Raw genomic sequence first — 23,809 nt, 5'->3', positions numbered from 1 at the left:
ATTATATGCAAATATGAGAAAACCTAATGGTTTAGAAGTAAAAACGGACAGATTATCACAATAATGGCACTTTCATTTTTGTGTTAACGTTAAGTAAAATAGAACGGAATATTTATGATTTCGAGCACTTTTCACTACATTTGCATCCATTTTTAAAGATTTTATGAAAAACACTGTCCAAGTTGGATTTTGGGAAAAACTTGCCCGAATCATACTTAAAAACCGAATTACGATTCTGGTTATACTTTCTGCTTTAACTCTTTTCTTTGGTTATCAGTGGAAGAATCTTTCTATGACTTACACCGAGGCAAACCTGCTTCCGAAAGATCATGTTGCAAATAAAGATTATCAAAAATTCTTAGACAAATTTGGCGAAGAAGGAAACTTAATTGTTATTGGTTTTAAAGATCCTAAATTCTTTACACCAAAAAATTATGCGGCCTGGACCGAATTGATGAACGGTTTGAAAAAAGCCAAAGAAGTTGATTTGGTAATTTCTTTGAATGATTTAAAGAAACTTGAAAAAGATACGGTAAACCAAAAGTTTGTTCTAGCACCGTTTATTGATGAAAGCAAAGTACTTGACGCCAATTATTTAAAAAGCGTCCAATACGATTTGTTTCACAATCTTCCTTTTTACGAAGGATTGCTGTTTAACAAAGAAAGCGGAAGCGTTCGATCTGCAATCTACATGAACAAAGCGCTGGTAAATACAGCTGAAAGAAAGACTTTCATCTTGAATGATTTGGTTCCTAAAATCGATAAATTCGAAAAAACAACCGGAATCGATCTTAAAGTTTCTGGAATGCCATACATCAGAACGATTAACGCAGACAATATGAAAGGCGAAATCGGATTATTTATTGGAGCGTCTTTATTGACCGTTTCTTTGATTTTCTTTTTCTTCTTCCGTTCATTCAGAGCTACGTTTATTTCAATCTGTATTTTAATTGTCGGAGTAACTTGGTCGTTTGGAACACTTGGTTTATTTGGTTATAAAATCACGATTTTAACAGCAATTATTCCGCCGCTGATTATCGTAATCGGAATTACAAACTGTATTTTCCTGATCAACAAATATCAGCAGGAAATCAAAATACACAACAATCAGGCAAAAGCTTTACAGCGTGTTATTTCAAAAATTGGGCATTCAACTTTTATGACCAACTTAACGGCAGCAATTGGTTTTGCAACTTTGATGATTACAGGAAACGAACTGCTTTTTGAGTTTGGATTGGTAACTTCTATCAACGTGATTTCTGTTTATACTTTGACACTTTTTATCGTGCCAATTATTTACAGTTTTATGCCATTGCCAAAAGAGAAACATTTATATCACTTAGACAAAACTTACATTTCAACACTTTTAAATACAGTTACAACTATCGTTAAAGGCAAAAAGACAATTGTTTATTGCATTTACGCTGTTCTGTTTCTTGTGAGTTTGAATGGAGTTAGACAAATGAAAGTTTCTGGAAGTTTGATTGGCGAAATGCCAAAAAGCGCTTCTTTCTTTAAGGATATTTTATTTTACGAAAAAGAGTTCAACGGTGTAATGCCACTTGAAATTATGATTGACACCAAAAAGAAAAAAGGTGTTATGAAGCCAGCGACAATTCGTAAAATGGACGAATTGCAAAATACCATTTCTGAAATTCCAGAATTGGCAAAACCAGTTTCTGTTGTAAACTTGGTTAAATATGCAAAACAGGCTTTCTACAACGGAAACCCAGAATATTATCAATTGCCAACTTCTCAGGAACAGACTTTTATTTTAGGTTATGCTAAAAATGCAACCAAAAACAGTAAAGAAAACCTAATGAAAGCGTATGTTGATTCTACTGGGCAATATGCCAGAATCACGACTTTTATGAAAGATATTGGAACAGATGAAATGGCAAAAGTAGAAGGAAAACTTCGCAAGAAAATTGACGAAATTTTCCCGAAAGACCGTTACGAAGTTACGATTACAGGAAAAGCATTGGTTTTCCAGAAAGGAACAACTTATTTGGCGCATAACTTAATTGAATCATTATTGTTTGCGATTTTAACTATTGCAATCTTGATGCTGTATTTATTCCGTTCGTTCAAAATGGTAGCAGCTTCTTTGATTACAAATATTTTACCGCTTTGCATCACTTCGGGATTAATGGGTTATTTCGGAATTCCGCTAAAACCTTCGACGATTTTGGTATTCAGTATCGCTTTCGGAATCTCGGTTGATAATGCCATTCAGTTTATGGCGAAATACAAAGATGAATTGACTCAAAATAAAGGAAAAGTAAAAAAATCTGTTTTCAGCGCTTTAAGAGAAACTGGAGTAAGTACATTCTACACTTCTATCGTTTTGATCTTAGGTTTTGCGACTTTTACGTTATCAAGCTTCAGCGGAACAATCGCTTTAGGAGGATTAATTTCTTGTACTTTGGTTTTTGCAATGTTTGCTAACTTGGTTGTTCTACCATCGCTGGTTTTAACTTTTGAGAAGAAGAAAACAAGAAAAGAGGAATTGGAGAATTTGGAGAAATAAGATTTTATTCAATACTAAAGTAATGATATATTTAGAATCTGCAAATTCATCGTCATTTGATAATTGTACAATAGAAAATTTAGATTTAGCTTTTGAAGAACTAGAACAATCAGATGAAGAGCATGGTGCTTTTTGGGTTGTAGATGAAGATGAAAATGTACTGGAAATCCATAAGAATCTTCAATTATTCATCATTTATTCAGGAGACTCTGAAAATCAAATAATTAAACAACTAAAAGACATCAATCAAGCAAGATTACTATTCGTAGAGCTTATAAATGGAAATATTGAGCAGTTAAAAGGTCAAGTAGAAAATATAAAAAAATGATCGGCATATATCTACGGATTATTTGTAAAAAAGGCCTACCGCAAACTTGTCTTTTCGACGAAGGAGAAATCTCCACAAGCAGCTCCGCATAGTAATTCCTAACTTTGTCGAGTTTCTTACGGAGATTTCTCCTTCGTCGAAATGACAAAAAGAAGAAAATTATTTCTTTTGGAACCAAATGCCCTAGCCCTGATCGAAGCGGCATCTTTTCTATTTTTCCTTTAAAAATAGAAAGATATAGCGAAGAGCGGGAAACAGCTTCAAAAATTAATTATTATCGATTATATTTGCAGTTGTTCAAAATGAATATTATTTAATATCAATTATATAAAAATGAGACACACAAAGGTTAAAGACTTATTAAACAGTACGACGACGCTACAGGAAGTGAATGCAAAAGGATGGGTGAGAACTTTTAGAAATAATCAGTTCATCGCGCTAAATGACGGTTCTACAATTAATAATATTCAATGTGTTGTTGACTTTGAAAATACACCAGAAGAGACTTTAAAAAGAATCACTACTGGAGCAGCAGTTTCTGTAATTGGAACTTTGGTTGAAAGTAAAGGTGCAGGTCAGAAATATGAAATTCAAGTAAACAAACTTGAAATCCTTGGAGATTCTGATGCTGAGAAATTCCCAATGCAGCCTAAAAAACACTCTTTAGAATTTTTACGTGAAAACGCTCACTTACGTGTACGTACAAATGCTTTTGGTGCGATTATGCGTGTGCGTTCGGTTTTATCTTATGCGGTTCACAGCTATTTCCAACAAAAAGGTTTTGTGTATGTAAACACGCCAATTATCACTGGAGCTGACGCTGAAGGTGCTGGAGAAATGTTCCAAGTTACTTCTTTACCATTGGATAATCTTCCAAAAAATGAAGAAGGAAACATTGACTTCAAAAAAGATTTCTTTGGAAAACACACGAACTTAACGGTTTCTGGACAGTTAGAAGGTGAAACTTTTGCTATGGCTTTGGGTCAGATTTATACTTTTGGGCCAACGTTTAGAGCAGAAAACTCAAACACTTCTCGTCACTTGGCAGAATTCTGGATGATTGAGCCTGAAGTTGCTTTTAACGATTTGGATGACAACATGGATTTGGCTGAAGATTTTATTCAGTACGTAATCAAATATGCGTTAGACAACTGTAAAGACGATTTAGCATTCTTAGAAGGAAGACTTTTAGAAGAAGAAAAATCAAAACCACAGGCTGAAAGAAGCGAAATGGCTTTGTTAGAGAAATTGAACTTTGTATTGGAGAACAACTTCAAACGTGTTTCTTATACAGAAGCAATTGATATTTTAAGAGATTCAACTCCAAATAAAAAGAAGAAATTCCAATATTTAATCAACGAATGGGGAGCTGATTTACAATCAGAACACGAGCGTTTCTTGGTTGAAAAACACTTTAAATGTCCAGTAATTTTATACGATTACCCAGCAAACATTAAAGCGTTTTACATGCGTTTGAATGACAACACAGAACCAGGAAGAGAAACTGTTCGTGCAATGGACATCCTTTTCCCTGGAATTGGAGAAATTGTTGGTGGTTCTGAAAGAGAAGAGCGTTACGATGTTCTGGTTGAGAAAATGGAAAAACTAGGAATTGATAAAGAAGAATTATACTGGTACTTAGACACTAGAAGATTTGGATCGGCAACTCACGCAGGTTTCGGTTTAGGATTTGAGCGTTTGGTATTGTTTGTAACTGGAATGACAAACATCAGAGACGTAATTCCTTTCCCAAGGACTCCTGGTAGTGCAGAATTTTAATCTGAGGTTCTAAGGTACTGAGGTACTAAGATTCTAAGGTTTTAAAATATAATAAAATTTGTTTCAGGTTTCAAGTTTCAAGTTGCAGCACGTTCTTCAACCTGAAATTTGAAACTTGAAACTTTTAACAAAATCAAATGCTAAAGCAATTTTTAAATTTAAAATTATCCCAAAAATTATCTCCACAGCAAATTCAGCTGATGAAGTTAATTCAATTGCCTACGCAAGCTTTTGAACAACGTTTATTAGAAGAAATGAACGAAAATCCGGCTCTTGAAGCTGGAAAAGAAGATGATTACGAAGCTGATGAATACGCTAATGAAGACTACGACGATTATGATGATGCAGAATCTGACAGAATCGAAGCAGACGACATTAATATTGACGAATATCTAAGCGACGACGATACACCTGATTACAAAACTCAGGTAAACAATTACAGCGACGACGAAGAACGCGAAACTCCTTTTGCAGCTCCGATAAGTTTCCATCAGGACTTAATCAATCAGCTGAATACTTTTATTTTGAACGATGAAGAGCGCGAAATCGCTGAATTCCTTGTTGGAAGTATCGATGATATGGGTTACATCCGAAGAAGCATTCCGGACATCGTAGACGATATGGCTTTCACTCAGGGAATTTACACTGATGAAGCAATGGTTGAAAAAATGTTGACGGTAATTCATGAATTGGAACCTTCGGGAGTCGGCGCACGTGATTTACAAGAATGTTTATTGCTTCAACTAAAACATAAAACACCAACTGAATATGTTGATTTAGCCATTGACATTATCGAAAATCAGTTTGATGCTTTTACAAAGAAACATTACGATAAGCTTTTACAGAAATACAGCGTTTCTAACGAACAGCTTAAAAAAGCAATTCATGAAATTGAAAGATTAAACCCAAAACCGGGTGGTTCTTTTGCAGGAAACAATAAAGTTACAGAAAACATTGTTCCCGATTTTGCCATCAGAATTGTTGACGGTGAACTGGAGCTAACTTTAAACGGAAGAAATGCTCCTTCCCTACACGTTTCTAAGGATTACCAGGAAATGATGCAGACGTACAAAGAATCTCGTGATAAATCGAGTGCGCAGAAAGATGCCGTTCAGTTTATCAAACAAAAACTAGATTCTGCTAAATGGTTTATTGATGCGATTAGACAACGTCAGGAAACACTTTTTGTAACGATGAATGCAATTATGCATTATCAGGAAGAATATTTCTTAGATGGCGACGAAACCAAACTAAAACCAATGATCTTAAAAGATATTGCTGATATGGTTGGTTTGGATATTTCAACGATTTCGCGTGTGGCGAATAGCAAATATGTTGAAACACCATACGGAACTAAATTGATTAAAGAATTCTTCTCTGAAGCCATGAAAAATGATCAAGGAGAAGACGTTTCGACTTTAGAAATTAAAAAGATTCTTCAAAATACGATTGAAGAAGAAGACAAGAGAAAACCACTTCCAGACGATCAATTGGCAGAAATCTTAAAAGAAAAAGGATATCCAATCGCAAGAAGAACTATTGCAAAATATCGTGAACAATTAGATATTCCGGTTGCGAGAATGAGAAAGAAGATTTAATTTTTTCTTTTTTGACCATATAAGAAATATAAGTTCATTTAAATAAACAAACCCGCTAGATTTTAAAAATCTGGCGGGTTTTATTTTTATCAATTAGCTAAAATCAATAATATTCCGTAGGAATATCTGGTTGGTAGTAGAAAAAAAATTACCGGTTATTGGATTGTGTCCTGTAGGGACACTTGTATTTATCAATGAATATTCTGAACCGCAACGAAACGTATATCTGGCGAATCAAATTAAAATTTTCTAACGACCAGACATTCCTACGGAATGAATATATGCTTTTAAAGCAAAAAACCCGACAGGTTTTAGAAACCTGTCGGGTTTAGCAACATCTAAGAAGACGCTAAACTATTTGTATTCGTCTGGCAATATTTTCACATCAAACAAAAAAACTTTCTTTTTATCACTATAGCTATAAACCAAAGTATAATCGTTTTCTCTAAAAACCTTCAATCCAGGATTTGCCTTTGCTGTGCTTAAAAGACTTTTTCTAATTTCTTCCTGAATTACATTAATCTCTGCAGTTTCTTTAGCCACTTTCATCAAGGTTAAATTATACTGAACAGTTCTTTCTTGTGGCAAAGTGACACTGTCTAAACGAATTCCTTCCTGAATATTTAACGGACAGCTTTTATTATATTTTTCAACCAATTCTGTTATTTCGGTACTAACCTCATCAGCTTTTTCCGAAAGGAAGAACTGAAAATACGCCGCAACAGCCAAAGCAATTCCAATAATAACTAATAATAAAATGTTCTGTTTTTTCGTTTTTTGTTTTTCTTGCATCGCTTTTAAAATTGAAATAAAAATAAGATTATTTTTCCTCGTTTTTCTTCATTGCATTAAAATACGCTGCACGGCTAAGTGGTTCGTATTCTTCTGTTTCCCCAAGCATCACCAATTTATCGTTATCGGTTTTTCTAAAACTATAATTTGCTAAGTTTCCAGTTCTGGTGCAAACTGCATGAACTTTAGTAACATATTCTGCTGTTGCCATCAAGCCTGGCATTGGCCCAAACGGATTTCCTTTAAAATCCATATCTAATCCTGCCACAATCACACGAATTCCCTGATTGGCCAAGTCGTTGCAAACTGTGATAATTTCATCATCAAAAAACTGAGCTTCATCAATACCAATCACATCACAGCCTTGCGCCAAAATCAGAATATTGGCAGCAGCAGGCACTGGAGTTGAGCGTATTTCGTTGGCATCGTGAGACACGACCATTTCGTCATGATAACGAGTATCAATAGCGGGTTTAAAGATTTCGACTCTTTGTTTGGCAAATTGGGCGCGTTTTAATCTTCGGATTAACTCTTCGGTTTTACCCGAAAACATTGATCCACAAATAACTTCAATCCAACCAAATTGTTCTTTGTGATTTACTGTATTTTCGAGAAACATTTTGTATTTTTCTACCTTTAAAAATGAATAGTTTTTATTACTTTGTACTGGCAATAAATTAATGTAAAAATGTACTGTTTTACATTTTTTCAAAAGTAGAAAATTTTTACCAAACCTTAGATTCGCGAAAGCGTATTAACAGAAATTAAAAATTATCTTCTGAATTTACTTGAGAATAGAGACATTCAGACATTAAATACACAAAAATACCTTATTCACTATAATTTCAACAGTTATGAAAAAAAAATTGGAAGCTGATTTAATCAGCATTGCACATCGAATTTTAAAACTTAAAAACAAATCCGATATCAATCAATTGTATCTTGAAACTCAGAAATTATATGAGAAATTAGCGGTATTAAAATTTGTCGAAGAGAATTTCGACGCAGTAAAACCAACAATTGGGCAAAATGATATTGTTTCTGAATTGGAAACGATTTTCGAAAAAGAAAATGCAATTCCAGCTATAATTGAACTTGAAGCTCCTGCTGAAGAAAAAGTTATTGCACTTGAAGAATCTTACGAACCTGAAATTTCAGAAGAAAAGTCAGCAGAAGTTGTTGAAACTGCTGAACCAATTACTGAAGTTGAAGAATCAATAATCGAAGAAACTGTTGAGCCAATCGTTGCTGAAGTTGAAGAACCAATTATTGAAGAAACTGTAGAACCAGTTGCTGAGAAAATAATTGAATCTGAAATTAAAACAGAAGAAACTAAAAATCCTGTTGAAGAACTTTCTTTTACAACTGTTAATGAATCAAAACCAATTCCAGATTTCAAACCTGCTTTCGAATTAGAAACAGAACCAATAAAAGAAGAAATCAAGGAAGAAATTAAAGAAGAGCCAAAAGCTGCGAGTTCTACACAACCAACAATTTTATTTGAAGATTTTGGAATAAATTATGCCGATGCACAATTTGTAAAAGTAGAAAGTTTTGAAGCTGTTCCTCCAGTTAAAGCTCCTTCTATTAGTGATTTTAAAGAAGAGAAAAAAGTAGAAACCGCTATTCTTGATACTCCCGTTCAGCCAAAGGCAGTAAGTTTAAATGAAAAACTGGCAAGAGGTTTTCATATCGATTTAAACGACAGAATTGCTTTCACTAAAAATCTTTTCGGAAACAGCACAGAAGATTACAGCCGTGTTTTAAACCAATTAATGACTTTTGATTCTTATAGCGAAGCAAAAGATTTTATCGAAGACATGGTAAAACCAGACTATAATAATTGGGAAGGAAAAGACGATTACGCGGAACGCTTTATGGGAATTATCGAGAAAAAATTCTCATAAAGTCATTTTCACATCTCACATTTTACATTTCACGAATAAACAACTATGTCAAAATTATATATAGTTCCAACGCCAATTGGCAATCTTGAAGACATGACTTTTAGAGCCATTCGGGTTTTGAAAGAAGTCGATTTGATTTTGGCGGAAGACACACGCACAAGCGGAAAACTCCTAAAGCATTTTGAGATTGGCACGCACATGCATAGCCATCATATGCACAACGAGCACAAAACCACCGAAAATTTAATTGCACGTTTGAAAGCAGGCGAAACTATCGCTTTGATTTCAGATGCTGGAACTCCAGCTATTTCAGATCCAGGTTTTTTATTAACTCGCGCTTGCGTAGAAAATAAAATCGAAGTAGAATGTCTTCCAGGTGCAACTGCTTTTGTTCCAGCATTGGTAAACAGCGGACTTCCAAATGATAAATTTGTTTTTGAAGGTTTTCTGCCTGATAAAAAAGGACGTCAAACCAGATTTTTGGCTTTAGCCGAAGAAACCCGAACAATGATTTTATACGTTTCTCCGCATAAACTCGTTAAGACTTTAGCAGAATTCGTGCAATATTTTGGAGAGGATAGACAAGTTTGCGTTTCAAGAGAATTATCAAAATTACATGAAGAAAATGTACGCGGAACGGCAAAAGAAGTTCTGGCGCATTTTGAAAAAACAGCACCACGTGGGGAAATCGTAGTTGTCGTTGCTGGAAAAACAATAACAAAAGAACCTAAGAAAAATAAGTTTTCTAAGGACGAAGAAGAATAAAAAAATAATATTAGTTCAATTCCATTTGTCACATCGAGCGGAGTCGAGATGCACGTTTGGTTCTCGACTCCGCTCGAACTGACAATATGAACCAAAAAATATAATTAAAGAATAAATCATGAGCATTCAAGCCTTTTTAGAAAAAGTAAAACAAACTCCAACACAAATCACATTTCCAGAAACTATTGCAGTAATTGAAGAAAATTACATCTTTACTCCGACTGCTTTTCAAAACGGAACACAACATAATGCTGCAGGCGAAAATTCAGGTTCTTGCAAATTATTTTCTTTCGCAAAACTGCAAAACTTAAGTAAAGAAGAAACATTAGCGTGTTTTGGAGCTTTTTATTTTGAAGAAGTTTTAGGAGATCCAAACGGAACAAATCATCAAAACATTAGAAATTTCATCAACTTAGGTTGGGACGGAATTCAATTTCAAGGAAATGCTTTAGAAGCGAAGTAATATTTTAGAGTGTAGATTTTAGATTTTTGAAATCTACACTCTAAAAAACTTTGTCAAAGTTTGAAACTTTGACAAAGTTAAAAAGTGAATATCTCTACTACAGATTAAAAAGCCTTTTAAATCTTTAAATCTGTGGCAAAAAAAATTACCTATCCAGATTAAACGATTTTTGGTTTTTCCAATCTAAAATCTAAGATCTAAAATCTACAATTAAAAATGCGTTGGACCTTAAAACCAAAACCTTCTGAAGAAAAAGTCAAACATTTGGCGCAAGCTTTAAATGTAGAAGATTTTGTTGCAACGCTTTTGATTCAGCGTGGTATTGAAACTTTTGAAGATGCCAAAAATTTTTTTCGTCCATCTTTAGAACATTTGCACGATCCGTATTTAATGAAAGATATGGACAAAGCTGTTGCCAGAATCGAACAAGCCATTCAAAAGAAAGAAAACATTCTAGTTTTCGGCGATTATGACGTAGACGGGACAACGGCGGTTTCTTTAGTTTCTTCTTATTTAAAATCACATTATCCTCATATTGCTACATATATTCCCGACCGTTACGACGAAGGTTATGGCATTTCGTATAAAGGAATTGATTATGCTGACGACAACGGAATTTCTTTAATTATAGCTCTCGACTGCGGTATCAAATCTATTGATCATATCGCTTACGCGAAAGCGAGAAACATCGACTTTATTGTTTGTGATCACCACCGTCCTGGAGAATTTCTTCCTGATGCGGTTGCTGTTTTAGATCCAAAAAGAGAAGACTGTTCTTATCCCTACGATGAATTGTGCGGTTGCGGAGTGGGTTTTAAACTTATTCAAGCTCTCGGTCAAAACCGAAATGAAACTATTGAAGATTTAGTTCCGTATTTGGATTTAGTGGCTACAGCAATTGCTGCCGATATAGTTCCGATAACGGGAGAAAATCGTGTTTTAGCTCACTTTGGTCTGAAAGTCATTAACAGCGAACCACGGCCAGGAATTAAAGCATTGGTTCATCAGGTAAAAAAGAAAGTTTTAGATATTACCGATGTCGTCTTTATTATTTCTCCTCGAATTAATGCCGCCGGAAGAATCAAGCACGGAAATCACGCCGTAGAATTATTGACTGAATTTAATTTTGAACAAGCACAACAATTCGCTTCAGAAATAGAACAATATAACGCCGACCGAAAAGATTTAGATAAAAAAATTACCAAAGAAGCTTTTCAGCAAATTTTACAAAACAACGAAGAAGAGCGTTTTTCTACTGTCGTTTTTCAGGAAGACTGGCACAAAGGCGTGATCGGAATCGTGGCTTCAAGATTAATAGAAACCTATTATCGTCCGACTTTGGTTTTCACTAAAAGCGGCGATAAATATGCCGCTTCTGCTCGATCTGTAAAAGGTTTTGATGTTTACAATGCACTCGATGCATGCTCAGAACATTTGGAACAATTTGGAGGACACATGTATGCAGCGGGAATGACTTTAAAAGCCGAAAATTATCAGCTTTTTAAAGATGCTTTCGAAAAACAAGTCGAAACAACCATTCTTCCAGAGATGCGAACTCCAGAAATAGAAATTGATGCCGAAATTAATTTCTCAGACATTACACCAAAACTAATTCGAATCTTAAAACAATTTGAACCTTTTGGCCCACAAAATATGACACCTGTTTTTATGACCAGAGATTTAAAAGACACTGGTTATGCCAAAACTCTTGGTGCAGAAGAAGAACATTTAAGACTTTTCGTCAAACAATATAACTCCGACGGAATTGCAGCAATTGGCTTTGGACTCGGAAAAAAATTAAACATAGCAAAAAATCAAAACCCGTTTCAGCTGGCGTATACAATTGCCGAAAATGAATGGAACGGTACAATTTCAACTCAGCTTATGCTGAAAGACATTAGAACAGATGGAAGAGATTAAATCCAATAAACCTGATCCGTATCAGGCGCTTCGTTATAGAGAATTCAACGTATTTTTATTATTGCGTTTTGCGATGGTTTTTGCCTGGTCAATGCAGTTTATTGTTATCGAATGGGAAGTTTATAGTTTAACTAAAAATCCGCTTTCGTTAGGAATTATTGGTTTAATGGAAGTTATCCCAGCTGTCGGAATGGCTTTATTTGCTGGACATATTGTCGATCAAAGAGAAAAGAAAGGATTATTGGTAAAATGTATTTTAGGATTTTCAGTAATCAGTTTTGGATTATTTTTGTTGACTTGGCCAAAAGTTGTTGGCGGCTGGTCTTCAAATGTAATCTTGTATTCAATTTACGCTTTAGTATTTTTTGGAGGATTGGTTCGTGCTTTTATGGGACCAACTATCTTCTCACTTTTATCCTTAATTATTCCTAAAAAAGTATATCCAAATGCGGCAACTTGGAGCAGTTCGGTTTGGCAGATTGGAGCCGTTATGGGACCAGCATTAGCAGGATTTTCAATCAACTGGATTGGTGTTCATTGGTCAATGTGTTTGGTTTTTGGATTCTCAATTCTTTCCTTAATTGCCTTATCGCAAATCAGTGCAAAACCAATCATCAATCCTAAGATTGGAGAATCAATAAAAGATAGTCTTACGGAAGGTTTAACTTTTGTATTTAAAAACAAAATTGTTTTAGGCGCATTATCACTTGATATGATTGCAGTACTTTTTGGAGGCGCGGTAGCTTTATTACCCGTTTTTGCTCAAGACATCTTGAAAGTAGGTTCTGAAGGTTTCGGAATTTTAAGAGCCGCTCCTGCTGTAGGCGCCTTTATTACAATGATTGTTTCGGCTTATGTGCCTTTATATAAAAATGCTGGAAAGAAACTTTTAATCGCCATCTTTGTTTTCGGATTATCCATCATTTTATTTGGACTTTCTACTTATTTCTGGCTTTCTGTTTTCGCATTATTCTTAAGTGGATTAGCTGACGGGATTTCAGTAGTTATTCGCCAAACGATTTTACAGCTTAAAACTCCAGACCACATGCGTGGACGTGTTGGTGCCGTAAATTCAATTTTTGTTGGATCTTCTAATGAATTAGGCGCTTTCGAAAGTGGTGCCACTGCCAAATTGATGGGTGCTGTAACATCGGTTGTTTTTGGAGGAAGTGTTACACTTTTAACCGTAATTTTCACTGCATTGAAATCTCCAACTTTCAGAAATTTAGATTTGAAAAAAGATATGGACGATCATCATAAATTAGAATAGATGAAGTCATTTTTTCTTTCTTTATTTCTAATATTTTCCTTTTTCGCAAAAGGGCAAAATCTCTATATCAAAACTTACGGAAATGAAAAGAACAAGCCTATAATTTTCATTCACGGAGGACCAAGTGGCAATTCAACATTATTTGAAGGAACAACAGCTCAAAAACTAGCGGATCAAGGTTTTTATGTTATCGCTTACGACCGAAGAGGCGAAGGAAGATCGACAGATCCTAATGCAAAATTTACTTACGAAGAAGCTTTTCAGGATTTGAATTCAATTTATACAAAATATCACTTAAAGAAGGCTGTTATTTTAGGTCATAGTTTTGGAGGTTTAGTTGCGACACTTTATACAAATAAATATCCGCAAAATGTAAGCGCTTTGGTTTTGGCTAGCGCTTTATTTTCTCAACAGGAAACTTACGATCACATTTTAAATACGCTGAAGAAAAAGTACAGCACCGATTCTGAACAATTAAAAAAAATCAGCATTGTTGAAAATCTAAATAAAAACTCAGCCGAATACAGAAAAGGATGTTATGAGCTTGCTGGTGAAAATGGCTATTTTAAAATGCCAAATCCAACTGCAGCATCTAAAAAATTATATGCCGATTATGAAGCTGGTGAATTTTATAAAACTAATATTCGAAATAAAAATGCTCCGCTTCTCTTCTATCAAAACGAAAAACAAAACAACATTGATAGTAGACCTTTTTTAAAGAAAATCAAAACCGCTGGAGTTTCTATTTATGGAATTTACGGAAAAGATGATGGAATTTTTTCATCGGATCAAATCAACTCTCTAAAGGCAATAACTGGAGAAAAACATTTCGCTTTTCTTGACAATTGCTCTCATTATTTATTTGTTGACCAACAGGCAGCATTTATTTCTAAGCTAAAAAATTGGCTGAAATAATCTTATAATAAGATAGAATTCCATAAAAAAACAAAATCACGAACACTTTATAAATAGCTAAAAATCAAATAGTCATATTGGTTTTTAGCTTTTTTTTATGCTTTTCTTAGTCAAGTATTAATACAAACAGTTCGTATCTTTGTGGCCTAAAAAAATTGCCATGAAAGACATCGAGCAGATATACCGAAACGATTTTGGAATTTCATTTTATTGGAAAGAAGGCAACGAAATTATATCAGATAAAATCCAGTTGCTTTTTAAGCAAATGGGATTTTATTTTTCAGTTGAGGAATTGAATGAATTTCACGATTTAATTGAAGACTGTGTAACAGACCATAATAACTACGGTACACGTGGCGTAAAACGCGCCTTCGATAAATTTTTATTGAAAACACCATATGTTGCGATAGATTTAGAAATATCACCAATGGAATTAGATTCTATAAAAGACTTGGTTGATGGTTCATTATTCCGACTTAATCTCAATGAATATATCTATGGTTCGGGTATGAACTAAAGCGAACTACAAAATATTTTTTTCAAACTTTTATGATTTTCTTATTTAGAATTAATATAAATAATATTTATATTTGTTGAAATAAAAGGATTTACGATGAGAGAAATTGAGCAGATATATCATAACAACTTTGGAATAGCTTTTTACTGGAAAGATCACAATACTACGATTTCCGACAAAGTGCAATTGGTTTTTAAAGAAACTGGCTTTTATTTTACGGTTGAGGAATTAAATCATTTTTGCGATTTAATTGAAGACAGCATGATAGAAAATGCTTGTTGCGAAGCTTGCGAAATGAAATACTCCTGCCATAAGTTTTTATTGAAAACACCTTGCAATTCTATAGATCTGGCTGTAAACATGACGGAATTAAAATCTATTAAAGATTTGGTTGAAGGTTCTTTATTTAAAATTGAACTGGATGAATATGTTTATGGAGTTGGCATGAATTAAGAAGCATTCTAAATATTTTAACAGCATTTTTTCATTATTGAAATATATTTTGATTCAATTCAAAAAAAAGTATATTTACAGCAATGAAAAAAGCTGCATTTCTACTTACCATAACCGTTCTGGCACTTCTTTTTGCCAGCTGCAATAATAAATCAGAGGAATACATTGATCCGCGTGGAACTGATTATGCGGGTTCAGAAAGTTGTATACAATGCCATAAAGTACAATCTGATATGGCATTCAAAAGTTCGCATTTTAAAGCGACCGCTCCAGCAATTTTAGGGAATGTTTCTGGCGACTTCGATTCCAAGAATCATACTTTCATTTACGATAAAGAGACCAAATTGGTAATGGAAAAACATGGAGACAGCTTGTATCAAGTTGTTTATAAAAATGGTAAAGAAACAGCCAAATACAAATTTGAAATTGTTTTTGGAACCAAACATGCTCAAACTTCAGTTTACTGGAAAGACAACAATACATACGAATTGCCAGTTTCTTTTTATCACTCCATAAACAATTGGGCAACAAGTCCCGGTTTTCCTGCCGACAAGCCTTATTTTGATCGAATGGTAGTTAAAGATTGCTATTCGTGCCACGCCTCAAATGCCAGCAGCAGAAGCGTCAATCAAAATTCTGAACAAAGAAATATGATGTCTATGGATGTTGAAGATATCATTAAAAAAGAAACAGTTGTTTACGGAATTGATTGTGAGCGCTGCCACGGTCCAGCCAAAAAACACGTTGAGTTTCATTTAAAAAATCCAAATATCAAAGTTGCCAATAGCATTACAAGTTTTAAAACTCTAAACAGACAGCAAAAATTAGATGCGTGTGCTTTATGTCACGCAGGAAATGATGGAATGAAATTAAAATCGCGTTTTGAATTTAAACCTGGAGATAATTTATCCGAATACTTTCGTGAGACTAAAAGTATTAATGATACAACAAATTTTGATGTTCATGGCAATCAGTATCGATTAATGGCGCAAAGCAAATGTTTTATGAAAAGCGATAAAATGGATTGCATCACCTGCCACAATCCGCATGAAAATGCTTCCAAAAACTTGGCTTCTTATTCTAAAATCTGTATGAGTTGTCATCAAGGCTTAAAGCACAAAGAAACTACTTTAAAAACAATGCCTGAAAAGTTATTGGCCAGCAATTGCGTAGAATGCCATATGCCGAAAAAAGCCTCTGGAGCAATTAAGTTTCAGCTTTCAAACAGCAAACAGCTTTCAGAATATATTTTGCGAACGCATAAAATCGGCATTTATCCAACGAGCGCAAAATAAAAATTTTGCTTTAAAATTTTTGACAAAGGGCTTTGAATCAAGTTCAACAATAAGATTTGACCTTTCCAACTTTCGACTTTTGCCTTTCGACTTTTAACTTTCGCCTAAACTATTTTTCGAATTTTTTAAGCTCGAATTTTTCGCCGTCAAAAACACCGTAAGTAAAATAGCCGATCCAATCGCCAAGATTTACATACTCGGAGTTTTCTCCAACAGGAATAATCATGGGCAAATGGCGGTGTCCAAAAATGAAATAATTGTAATGTTTGGTTTCTAGTTTTCGTTTGGCATATAAAACAAGCCATTCGTTTTCTTCTCCTAAAAACTTCACATCTTCATCACCAGAAATCAGTTTGTTTTTTACTGATAAATATTGAGCCAAACTTACGCCAACATCTGGATGCAACCAGCGGAAAAGCCATTTTGAAAACGGATTTGTAAATACCTTTTTCATTCTTTTATAGCCTTTATCGCCAGGACCTTTTCCGTCTCCGTGACCAATTAGGAATGTTTTTCCGTTAAAAGTAAACTCTTTGTTATCATGATAAACCGGAATATTCAATTCTGTTTCAAAATAATCATTCATCCACAAATCATGATTTCCAACAAAAAAGTAGATTGGAATTCCGCTGTCGCGAATTTCAGCCAGTTTGCCCAAAATACGAACAAAACCTTTCGGAACAACCGTTTTATATTCAAACCAAAAATCAAATAAATCTCCCAATAAAAAAATTGCTTCGGCATCTTCTTTAACCTCATCAAGCCAAGCCACGAATTTCTTTTCACGCGGTAAACTCAATTCTGGAGTTGGCGCACCAAAATGCTGATCTGAAGCAAAATATATTTTTTTCATTTAATGTGAGATGTGAATTGTGAGATGAAAGATGCGAAATGAAAAAGCATTTTACAATTTACTTTTAACTTTTCACTTTTAACTTTTTTACAAATTATCAGATGCGTACCATTCTGCAAAAGACGATTCTGTTTCCTGAAGTTTTAATGAGAAAAGAGAAATTCCTTCTGGAAGTCTTGCAACGATTCTTTCAGCAAAATCAACCACCATATTTTCGCTTGTTGGCTGATAATCTACCAAAATCACATGATGTCCGCGGTTTTTCAATTCATTTGCCAATTCGATATGCGGTGTGGTCTGATTAAAAACAGTTGCATGATCAAATTGATCGACGATTTCTTCTTTTACAATTTTCTTTAGATCAGAAAAGTCAATCACCATTCCGAACTTTACATTCGATCGGTCTGTAATTGGTGAACCAATAACCGTTACCGATAATTTATAACTGTGTCCGTGAACGTTCTTGCATTTTCCGTCGTAACCGTACAAAGCGTGACCGGTTTCGAAACTAAATTGTTTTGTAATTCTGATATTACTCATCGATTTTTAATTTTAAGCTTGCAAATTTACGAATTAATTGCCGTTTTTAGCTCTTTTTTTAGCTCTAAGATACATCCACAAAGCAATTCCGCCCAAAACTAGAAACGGAATGAAAGATCCAATGACAACGCCAATTTGATAACCGCTGTCTGGAGCATCTTTAATTTTCTCTGCAATGTCAACTTTTTGCATTAACGAAATAATAGTCATGTTCAATAATTTATATAGTGAAAATTTGATTTTAAAACTTTTTTCAAAGCTATGCTCCTATTTTTCTAAAATCAATGACTTATATCATACCTATTTTTTAAACTGCAGCAAAGCATTTTTAGTAAAATCAGACAAAACCAATTTACCCGTAATGGCAGCACGTTCAAATAAAAGTGATTCCCATATTTCAGTTCCTTCCCAAATAATCTTCTTCATTTCGTAAAGCGCTTCAGGATTATAAGAGCTCAGTTTTTGAGCAAAACTTTCAACCTTAGTATCCAGATTTTCGGCTTCACATAAAACAGAAAAAAGTCCTTTTTCAAAAGCCCAATCAGCCGATTTCCATTCGTGAGCCGCTAATGTCATTTCAGTCATTGCTGTTTTTCCTATTTTTCGAGAAACGGCTGGTTCTATTACAAAAGGACCAATTCCGATCGCTAATTCAGATAATTTAATATCGCTTTGAGAAGTTGCAAAAACATAATCGCAGGCCGAAATAATTCCGACACCACCTCCAACAGCCTTTCCTTGTACGCGTCCAATTATAATTTTGTTGCAATTTCGCATGGCATTCAGCAAATGTGCAAAACCCGAAAAAAATTCTACACCTTGTTCTTCATTTTCAACTTTTAAAAGTTCATCAAAAGAAGCTCCTGAACAAAACGTTTTTTCTCCTTCGCTTTTTAAAATAATAACCGAAACTTCTTCATTTCTGCTTAACGAATTAATTTCAGCTGTAAGTCTGTTTAACAATTCACGCGGAAAAGAATTACTTGCAGGATGACCAAATTGCACAGTCGCAATCATATTTTGAAAAGAAGTTTCTAAGCTTCCGTTTACGTTTTCTAAACTCATAAAAATTAGATTTAAGGTAAAGTTACGCTTTTGAAAAATATTTGACCAGAAAGTCTCTTAAATTTGTTTTTTGAATATTATTTGGCTTTATTTGTTAACGCATTTGGGGGATTAGCTCATTTGGCTAGAGCGTCCCGATGAAAAATCGGGAGGGTGACAGTTCGAATTCTATTTCTCAACAAACGGGGGATTAGCTCATTTGGCTAGAGTACTTGCCTGGCAGGCAAGGGGTGACCGGTTCGAATCCGGTATTCTCCACAAATAATTTAAAAATACCCAAGCAGATACTGATTCTGCTTGGGTATTTTTTTTAATACACATCTTATGTTTTATATCTACATAATATATTCGAAAACCTTAGACAAATACTATGTTGGTTCCTGCCAAAATATCGAACAGCGTTTAAAAGACCATTTAAATAGCAGAAGTAAATTCACAAAAGTTGCGAAAGATTGGGAATTAAAATATTCTGAAACATTCTTTACAAGAAGCGAAGCATATAAAAGAGAATTGCAAATAAAAAAAATGAAAAGCAGAAAATATATAGAAAACCTAATAAAAACAAAAGGCTAGAGTATCCCGATGCATCGGGAAGGCGACCGGTTCTCCCGATGAATCGGGACGGTATTCTCCACTATAAACATAAAACCCTTGTAAAAAGAATTTACAAGGGTTTTGTTTTTTCTATAATTCGCAATCTTGTCATTTCGAGGAACGAGAAATCGCACTTGGAATTTCGTCAATCTTTGTCGAGTCACTAGCGTGATTTCTCGTTCCTCGAAATGACAAAAAAACTATTTCTCATTTGCCGCATCATCTGCGTCAACATCTGTTTTTTCAGCTTTTTTAAAATCGTTGTTTAGCAATTTTTCCAATTTCTTTTTTTCTCGCTGATTTTTTCTGATTGTTAGTACAACAAGAATAATTACCAATATTGCTACAACCGCTATTATGTTCCAATTGATATCCATAATTAAAATTTTAATTAAAAGTAAGTATTTAAAAATATCTTTCATGTTATCAAACAGTTAAGTGTTTTATTTCTTAATAAATCTTATTCTGACACAACTAAACCTTTTGAAAGATATTTCTTTAAAATTGTTTCTTATTTTTGTAGACCTTAAAATATTCTAAAAAGAATACTGATAATAATTGCAAGTCTTTCAAAATGAATCAAATCTTAAAACACAAAATATTCTCGTTCATAAAGAAACCTCTTATAATTGCAATTATACTTTTCGTCTTTACTTTAGTTGAGATCTATTGGGCAATGGGCAGTTTTTCTAACAAACCATCAAGTGCCTGTTTAGATTGTTCTTTTTTTGACGATGCCTATTTAATGACTTTATTTTCTACCGTTTTCTTATCAATCGTTTTTTTGCCTTTTTCTTTAATTAAAAACAGCTATCTAAAAGTTATACTTCAATTACTACTGTTAATCTTAATATGGTTTTTCTGTAATTATATCATTTTTGTAGATCGTGAATCTGCATGGAGTACATATCTTTTTAAAGAAGAAATAATGTACACAATTACATTTTCGTTTTTCCCTATTTTGATTTTATCTATCGTTACAGTAGTTGCTTTAAACTATATCTTAAAAAAACTATGAGTCCGAGCAAAAAAACACTTTTACGTATCTATTTCATTATCTGTGCACTTTTTGTGTTGGACTGCCTTTTATATTATTTTAAAGAAATTAGTCTTCGCGGTTATTACAGCGATGTAGTTTTATCATGGCTCTGGTTGATAAGCAATTTTGTAATAATTGTTGTTTTTTGGAAAAAACTCTTTGCAAAACTTCTTTTGGCAGCCATAACAATAACATTTGCAATTAGCATAATGGCCATGATGATGCCTTTTTTCGCCTTATTGCTTTCAAGTACATCTTTAGGTTTGTACCTAAATAAAGATTTGAATAAAAATTACAGAGCACAAATTGTGGGTTACAGTGCGATGGGGCATCCATGGCTGGAAATAATTGAAAAGAAAGGAATATTAGAAAAAAAAATTTTTAAATGTACCGACTATCAACTCATGAACGACAATCTAAACATCAAAATCAGCACAGCAAAAGATATATTTTTTAAAAATGAAACCGATAGTACACTGACTTTGACTCTCTTTTATGGCGGACCAAACAAAACCATTACTTTCGATAAAAAGACCGGAAATATCACTAGAATAAAAAACAACTAATTTTATACTCACTTAAAAATTACCTATATGCGTCACTTCAAATTTCTCCTTCTTGCATCCTTACTTATGCTTTCTTTTAAAGGCATTTGTCAAGACAAAATTTCTCAACAAGTACTCGAACGTTTAAAAGCTCAACAAACCTGCTGGAACAATGGCGATTTGGAAGGTTACCTTGATTTTTATGCTCCCGTAGATTCGGTTCGTATGATTTACAGCGCTGGCGTGGTATACGGAAAAAACAATATTGCAGATTTCTTCAAAAAATATTGGCCAAAAGAAAGAATGGGAAAATTAACCATGACCGATTTTGTTGTTGAACCACTTTCTAAAAAAGATGCTTTTGTAAGCGCAAAATTTAGTGTAGATGCTCCGAATGGAAAAAACAGTTCCGGGAACTTTTCAGGAATAATGAGAAAGATAAATGGTGTTTGGTATTTGTATGTTGATCATTCAGGGTAAAATAATCATTTCATAAAAATCTTCTCGCTTCATCTCATACTAATTTAATTTAATTGACAAAACCATATTTACATACTGTTATTACAAAAAGCCAAGAAAGTTTGTAAAGAAATTAAACTTCCATTCTTATAGCTAAAAATAACTAATAGTTTACTTATTTATGTTGTTCTTTACACACATACGTCAAGGTTTTTCAAAGCTTTTTGAAAACTTTATTTCAAAATCTATATTATTAAGTTATTAATAAACAACGGCCCTAAATTATAAATATAATTATGAAAAAAACATCAATTCTAATTTTAGCACTCTTTTGTTTAACCAATTATTTGGTTCATTCACAAACTACTAAAAATTCAAAAAACATGACAGAACAAAAACAATACCCAAAAGCATTGGTTGATTATGATGATTTTAAAAACCTTGTACTTAAAGTAGAAAAAGAAAGAATGGAGCGTTTAGTTAGTCTTGACACATTTCTTAAAATGAGTAAAGAAAGTAATACTATTATCTTAGATACTCGTTCTGACTTTCGTTATAATCGTAAACACTTAAAAGGTGCGTTACATCTTGACTTTACAGACTTTACACAGGAAAACCTCTTTAAATTAATTCCAGATACCAATACTAAAATATTAATTTATTGTAACAACAATTTTAAAGGTGACCAAATAGATTTCGCATCGAAAATGGCGTTACCTGTCAACACCGTTGAAACCCAAATTTTACCTAACCAAAAACTCGTAATGCTTGCATTGAACATTCCAACATATATTAACCTTTATGGATACGGCTATAAAAACATTTATGAACTAGATGAATTAGTAAATGTAAATGATGCCAGAATAAAATTTGAAGGAACAGTAATGAAATAACCCTACTCCTTTCTTATATTTTCACAGCCTATATTTAGCTTAATTTATTACAATTAAATCTTTTACGAGCTGTTTCACTCATAAAACTACTATAACTTTATTCAGTCCTTCAAAAGTACCTGTTGATAAAATAAATTTAATTTAAAGATCATTAGAAGAATTTATAATGTAACTTATTAATAACAAAAGTTGGTTTAAAAAATACTACAAATGACAGAAACAGTTAATATAATCGGAGCAGAAATTGGTGGATTAACAACTGCCTTAATTCTAAAACAAAAGGGGCTTAATGTAAATATTTTTGAAGGTTCTAATGAAATAAAACCTGTTGGAGCCGGAATAGTTATTGCAAATAATGCTATGCAGGTTTTCAAAAAAATGGGTATCCAGGACAAAATCGAAAAAGGGGGATGCCTAATTGAAAATGAACCTTCAATCGAAAAAACATTTAAAACATACGAAGATCTTAGGCGAAAAAAAGCTCATAAAATTGTAAATACTAGCTGGAGATTTGGAAAAATGGCTCAAATGGAAAATGGATTCGGTATCTGGTTACGTAATTTAGTCTTGCAAAACGCACCGAAATCGCTCAACAAAAAGCAAATGGAAATGATTTTTAATATCAATTAAAAATCAGAAAAATAGTTTTAACCCAATAGCGCGAATTTGTAATCCGTGCCCGTAAAGCATATCGCCAAAGAGAGAAAAAGAAACTATGAGGCATATAATTTACTAATTAAGAGCAGACATGGATTACAAATCCGCACTATTGGGCTAATTTTTATACTTTCATTACATGAACAGCTATTGTCATTGGTATTCTTTTAAAAAACATCTCCAGCAATTAGAAAAAAATCAAACCTCTTCTCTAATATATTTCATGTAATACTTTAAAAAATACAAAGGGAAAAATGCACCTGCAATTGGTATATAAATACCCAAAAAAGCTTCATCAAAATTCATAGTCTGTTTTTCTATAATCATTAATAAAACAGAAGCAAGAATAGTAAATATATAGTAATTTCTTTTTTCGTTTTCTTTATCAAAATAAATGAATATCGACGAAAAGAATAAGAGGACATAAAAAAACAGATTGGCCATAAAAATCAGTATTAGTCCCCTATCGGTATATTTGTAATAAAAATAGGTTAAGAATAGCAGTAAAATAAATCCTATAGCAAAGTTTGGAATCAAAAACGATCCCCATTTATAACTGGAAAAAGCATAAAAAACAAAAAAGACGAACAAGAAAAAATAATTCCACATACCTTCTACAATTTTATTCTAAA

Annotated in this window: 26 protein-coding genes and 2 tRNA genes; 21 read left to right on the top strand and 7 right to left on the bottom strand. The window is 33.4% G+C overall.

Annotation, left to right across the window (positions count from 1 at the left end; translation table 11 throughout):
* Positions 1 to 163 precede the first annotated feature (163 nt).
* The 4 genes from LPB248_RS13260 to rpoN all read left to right on the top strand — a co-directional run bounded on the left by LPB248_RS13260 (position 164) and on the right by rpoN (position 6,235).
* Positions 164 to 2,530 (top strand): efflux RND transporter permease subunit, encoded by a 2,367-nt coding sequence (locus LPB248_RS13260; protein WP_177211865.1) that lies wholly within the window; start codon positions 164 to 166, stop codon positions 2,528 to 2,530.
* 22 nt (positions 2,531 to 2,552) lie between these two features.
* Complete coding sequence (locus LPB248_RS13255; RefSeq protein WP_177211864.1) at positions 2,553 to 2,858, top strand: hypothetical protein; 306 nt, start codon at positions 2,553 to 2,555, stop codon at positions 2,856 to 2,858.
* A 333-nt stretch (positions 2,859 to 3,191) separates the two neighbouring features.
* Positions 3,192 to 4,637 carry an asparagine--tRNA ligase gene (asnS, locus tag LPB248_RS13250; RefSeq protein ID WP_177211863.1) on the top strand — a complete coding sequence of 482 codons (1,446 nt, stop codon included), beginning with the start codon at positions 3,192 to 3,194 and terminating at the stop codon, positions 4,635 to 4,637.
* 137 nt (positions 4,638 to 4,774) lie between these two features.
* A complete protein-coding gene (gene rpoN / locus LPB248_RS13245; protein ID WP_177211862.1) occupies positions 4,775 to 6,235 on the top strand; it encodes an RNA polymerase factor sigma-54 in 1,461 nt (486 codons plus the stop codon).
* A gap of 354 nt (positions 6,236 to 6,589) precedes the next feature.
* On the opposite strand, the gene LPB248_RS13240 is transcribed toward rpoN, so the two are convergent.
* Both LPB248_RS13240 and LPB248_RS13235 read right to left on the bottom strand, forming a co-directional pair.
* Positions 6,590 to 7,027: a hypothetical protein gene (locus tag LPB248_RS13240; RefSeq protein ID WP_177211861.1), complete on the bottom strand. Its 438-nt coding sequence runs from the start codon at positions 7,025 to 7,027 to the stop codon at positions 6,590 to 6,592.
* Positions 7,028 to 7,055: 28 nt separating this feature from the next.
* Positions 7,056 to 7,646 (bottom strand): thymidine kinase, encoded by a 591-nt coding sequence (locus LPB248_RS13235; RefSeq protein ID WP_177212547.1) that lies wholly within the window; start codon positions 7,644 to 7,646, stop codon positions 7,056 to 7,058.
* Between the two features lie 235 nt (positions 7,647 to 7,881).
* On the opposite strand from LPB248_RS13235, the gene LPB248_RS13230 reads away from it, so the two are divergent.
* The 9 genes from LPB248_RS13230 to LPB248_RS13190 all read left to right on the top strand — a co-directional run bounded on the left by LPB248_RS13230 (position 7,882) and on the right by LPB248_RS13190 (position 16,532).
* The gene (locus LPB248_RS13230) at positions 7,882 to 8,934 is read left to right on the top strand and encodes a hypothetical protein (RefSeq protein ID WP_177211860.1); all 1,053 of its coding nucleotides are present in this window, start codon (positions 7,882 to 7,884) and stop codon (positions 8,932 to 8,934) included.
* Positions 8,935 to 8,979: 45 nt separating this feature from the next.
* The gene (gene rsmI, locus LPB248_RS13225) at positions 8,980 to 9,699 is read left to right on the top strand and encodes a 16S rRNA (cytidine(1402)-2'-O)-methyltransferase (RefSeq protein WP_177211859.1); all 720 of its coding nucleotides are present in this window, start codon (positions 8,980 to 8,982) and stop codon (positions 9,697 to 9,699) included.
* Positions 9,700 to 9,817: 118 nt separating this feature from the next.
* On the top strand, positions 9,818 to 10,162 hold the full coding sequence (locus tag LPB248_RS13220) for a HopJ type III effector protein (RefSeq protein WP_177211858.1): 345 nt from the start codon (positions 9,818 to 9,820) through the stop codon (positions 10,160 to 10,162).
* Positions 10,163 to 10,378: 216 nt separating this feature from the next.
* Positions 10,379 to 12,082: a single-stranded-DNA-specific exonuclease RecJ gene (gene recJ, locus LPB248_RS13215; RefSeq protein WP_177211857.1), complete on the top strand. Its 1,704-nt coding sequence runs from the start codon at positions 10,379 to 10,381 to the stop codon at positions 12,080 to 12,082.
* Positions 12,069 to 13,352 (top strand): MFS transporter, encoded by a 1,284-nt coding sequence (locus LPB248_RS13210; protein ID WP_177211856.1) that lies wholly within the window; start codon positions 12,069 to 12,071, stop codon positions 13,350 to 13,352. Before recJ ends, LPB248_RS13210 begins: the two co-directional genes overlap by 14 nt.
* The gene (locus LPB248_RS13205) at positions 13,353 to 14,267 is read left to right on the top strand and encodes an alpha/beta hydrolase (RefSeq protein WP_177211855.1); all 915 of its coding nucleotides are present in this window, start codon (positions 13,353 to 13,355) and stop codon (positions 14,265 to 14,267) included.
* Between the two features lie 160 nt (positions 14,268 to 14,427).
* A complete protein-coding gene (locus LPB248_RS13200) occupies positions 14,428 to 14,784 on the top strand; it encodes a hypothetical protein (protein ID WP_177211854.1) in 357 nt (118 codons plus the stop codon).
* 96 nt (positions 14,785 to 14,880) lie between these two features.
* Positions 14,881 to 15,237, top strand: a complete 357-nt coding sequence (locus tag LPB248_RS13195; RefSeq protein WP_177211853.1) for a hypothetical protein — start codon at positions 14,881 to 14,883, stop codon at positions 15,235 to 15,237.
* Between the two features lie 83 nt (positions 15,238 to 15,320).
* Entirely contained in the window at positions 15,321 to 16,532 is a 1,212-nt protein-coding gene (locus tag LPB248_RS13190) for a cytochrome c3 family protein (protein WP_177211852.1), read from the top strand.
* A gap of 109 nt (positions 16,533 to 16,641) precedes the next feature.
* Here LPB248_RS13190 and LPB248_RS13185 read toward each other — a convergent pair whose 3' ends face one another.
* The 4 genes from LPB248_RS13185 to LPB248_RS13170 form a co-directional block, all read right to left on the bottom strand.
* Positions 16,642 to 17,385, bottom strand: coding sequence for a UDP-2,3-diacylglucosamine diphosphatase (locus LPB248_RS13185; RefSeq protein ID WP_095928326.1), 744 nt, complete (start codon positions 17,383 to 17,385; stop codon positions 16,642 to 16,644).
* A gap of 87 nt (positions 17,386 to 17,472) precedes the next feature.
* Positions 17,473 to 17,925: a 6-pyruvoyl trahydropterin synthase family protein gene (locus tag LPB248_RS13180; protein WP_111365769.1), complete on the bottom strand. Its 453-nt coding sequence runs from the start codon at positions 17,923 to 17,925 to the stop codon at positions 17,473 to 17,475.
* A gap of 33 nt (positions 17,926 to 17,958) precedes the next feature.
* Positions 17,959 to 18,135, bottom strand: a complete 177-nt coding sequence (locus LPB248_RS13175; RefSeq protein WP_167511651.1) for a hypothetical protein — start codon at positions 18,133 to 18,135, stop codon at positions 17,959 to 17,961.
* A gap of 90 nt (positions 18,136 to 18,225) precedes the next feature.
* Positions 18,226 to 18,990 carry an enoyl-CoA hydratase/isomerase family protein gene (locus tag LPB248_RS13170; RefSeq protein ID WP_177211851.1) on the bottom strand — a complete coding sequence of 255 codons (765 nt, stop codon included), beginning with the start codon at positions 18,988 to 18,990 and terminating at the stop codon, positions 18,226 to 18,228.
* A 105-nt stretch (positions 18,991 to 19,095) separates the two neighbouring features.
* Between LPB248_RS13170 and LPB248_RS13165 the strand changes: the two genes are divergently transcribed.
* From LPB248_RS13165 to LPB248_RS13155, 3 genes are all read left to right on the top strand, one after another.
* Positions 19,096 to 19,168, top strand: a tRNA-Phe gene (locus LPB248_RS13165).
* Positions 19,169 to 19,174: 6 nt separating this feature from the next.
* Positions 19,175 to 19,248 (top strand) — tRNA-Ala (locus LPB248_RS13160).
* Between the two features lie 66 nt (positions 19,249 to 19,314).
* Positions 19,315 to 19,563 carry a GIY-YIG nuclease family protein gene (locus tag LPB248_RS13155; protein WP_177211850.1) on the top strand — a complete coding sequence of 83 codons (249 nt, stop codon included), beginning with the start codon at positions 19,315 to 19,317 and terminating at the stop codon, positions 19,561 to 19,563.
* Between the two features lie 221 nt (positions 19,564 to 19,784).
* Here the strand turns inward: LPB248_RS13155 and LPB248_RS13150 are convergent, their stop codons facing one another.
* Positions 19,785 to 20,006 (bottom strand): hypothetical protein, encoded by a 222-nt coding sequence (locus tag LPB248_RS13150; protein ID WP_177209581.1) that lies wholly within the window; start codon positions 20,004 to 20,006, stop codon positions 19,785 to 19,787.
* Positions 20,007 to 20,158: 152 nt separating this feature from the next.
* Here LPB248_RS13150 and LPB248_RS13145 point away from each other — a divergent pair, with 152 nt between their 5' ends.
* From LPB248_RS13145 to LPB248_RS13125, 5 genes are all read left to right on the top strand, one after another.
* Positions 20,159 to 20,602, top strand: a complete 444-nt coding sequence (locus tag LPB248_RS13145) for a hypothetical protein (RefSeq protein WP_177211849.1) — start codon at positions 20,159 to 20,161, stop codon at positions 20,600 to 20,602.
* On the top strand, positions 20,599 to 21,189 hold the full coding sequence (locus LPB248_RS13140) for a hypothetical protein (protein WP_177211848.1): 591 nt from the start codon (positions 20,599 to 20,601) through the stop codon (positions 21,187 to 21,189). Before LPB248_RS13145 ends, LPB248_RS13140 begins: the two co-directional genes overlap by 4 nt.
* A 27-nt stretch (positions 21,190 to 21,216) precedes the next feature.
* Positions 21,217 to 21,648, top strand: a complete 432-nt coding sequence (locus tag LPB248_RS13135) for a YybH family protein (protein WP_177211847.1) — start codon at positions 21,217 to 21,219, stop codon at positions 21,646 to 21,648.
* Positions 21,649 to 22,010: 362 nt separating this feature from the next.
* Positions 22,011 to 22,520 carry a rhodanese-like domain-containing protein gene (locus LPB248_RS13130; protein WP_255462945.1) on the top strand — a complete coding sequence of 170 codons (510 nt, stop codon included), beginning with the start codon at positions 22,011 to 22,013 and terminating at the stop codon, positions 22,518 to 22,520.
* A 210-nt stretch (positions 22,521 to 22,730) separates the two neighbouring features.
* Positions 22,731 to 23,150, top strand: coding sequence for an FAD-dependent monooxygenase (locus LPB248_RS13125; protein WP_177211845.1), 420 nt, complete (start codon positions 22,731 to 22,733; stop codon positions 23,148 to 23,150).
* The last annotated feature ends 659 nt before the right edge of the window (positions 23,151 to 23,809 follow it).

The organism is Flavobacterium sp. LPB0248, assembly GCF_013388355.1.
In the GTDB taxonomy this organism is placed as follows: Bacteria; Bacteroidota; Bacteroidia; order Flavobacteriales; family Flavobacteriaceae; genus Flavobacterium.
The sequence above is the reverse complement of the archived record's forward strand: the minus strand, read 5'-3'. Positions and strand labels throughout refer to the sequence as shown.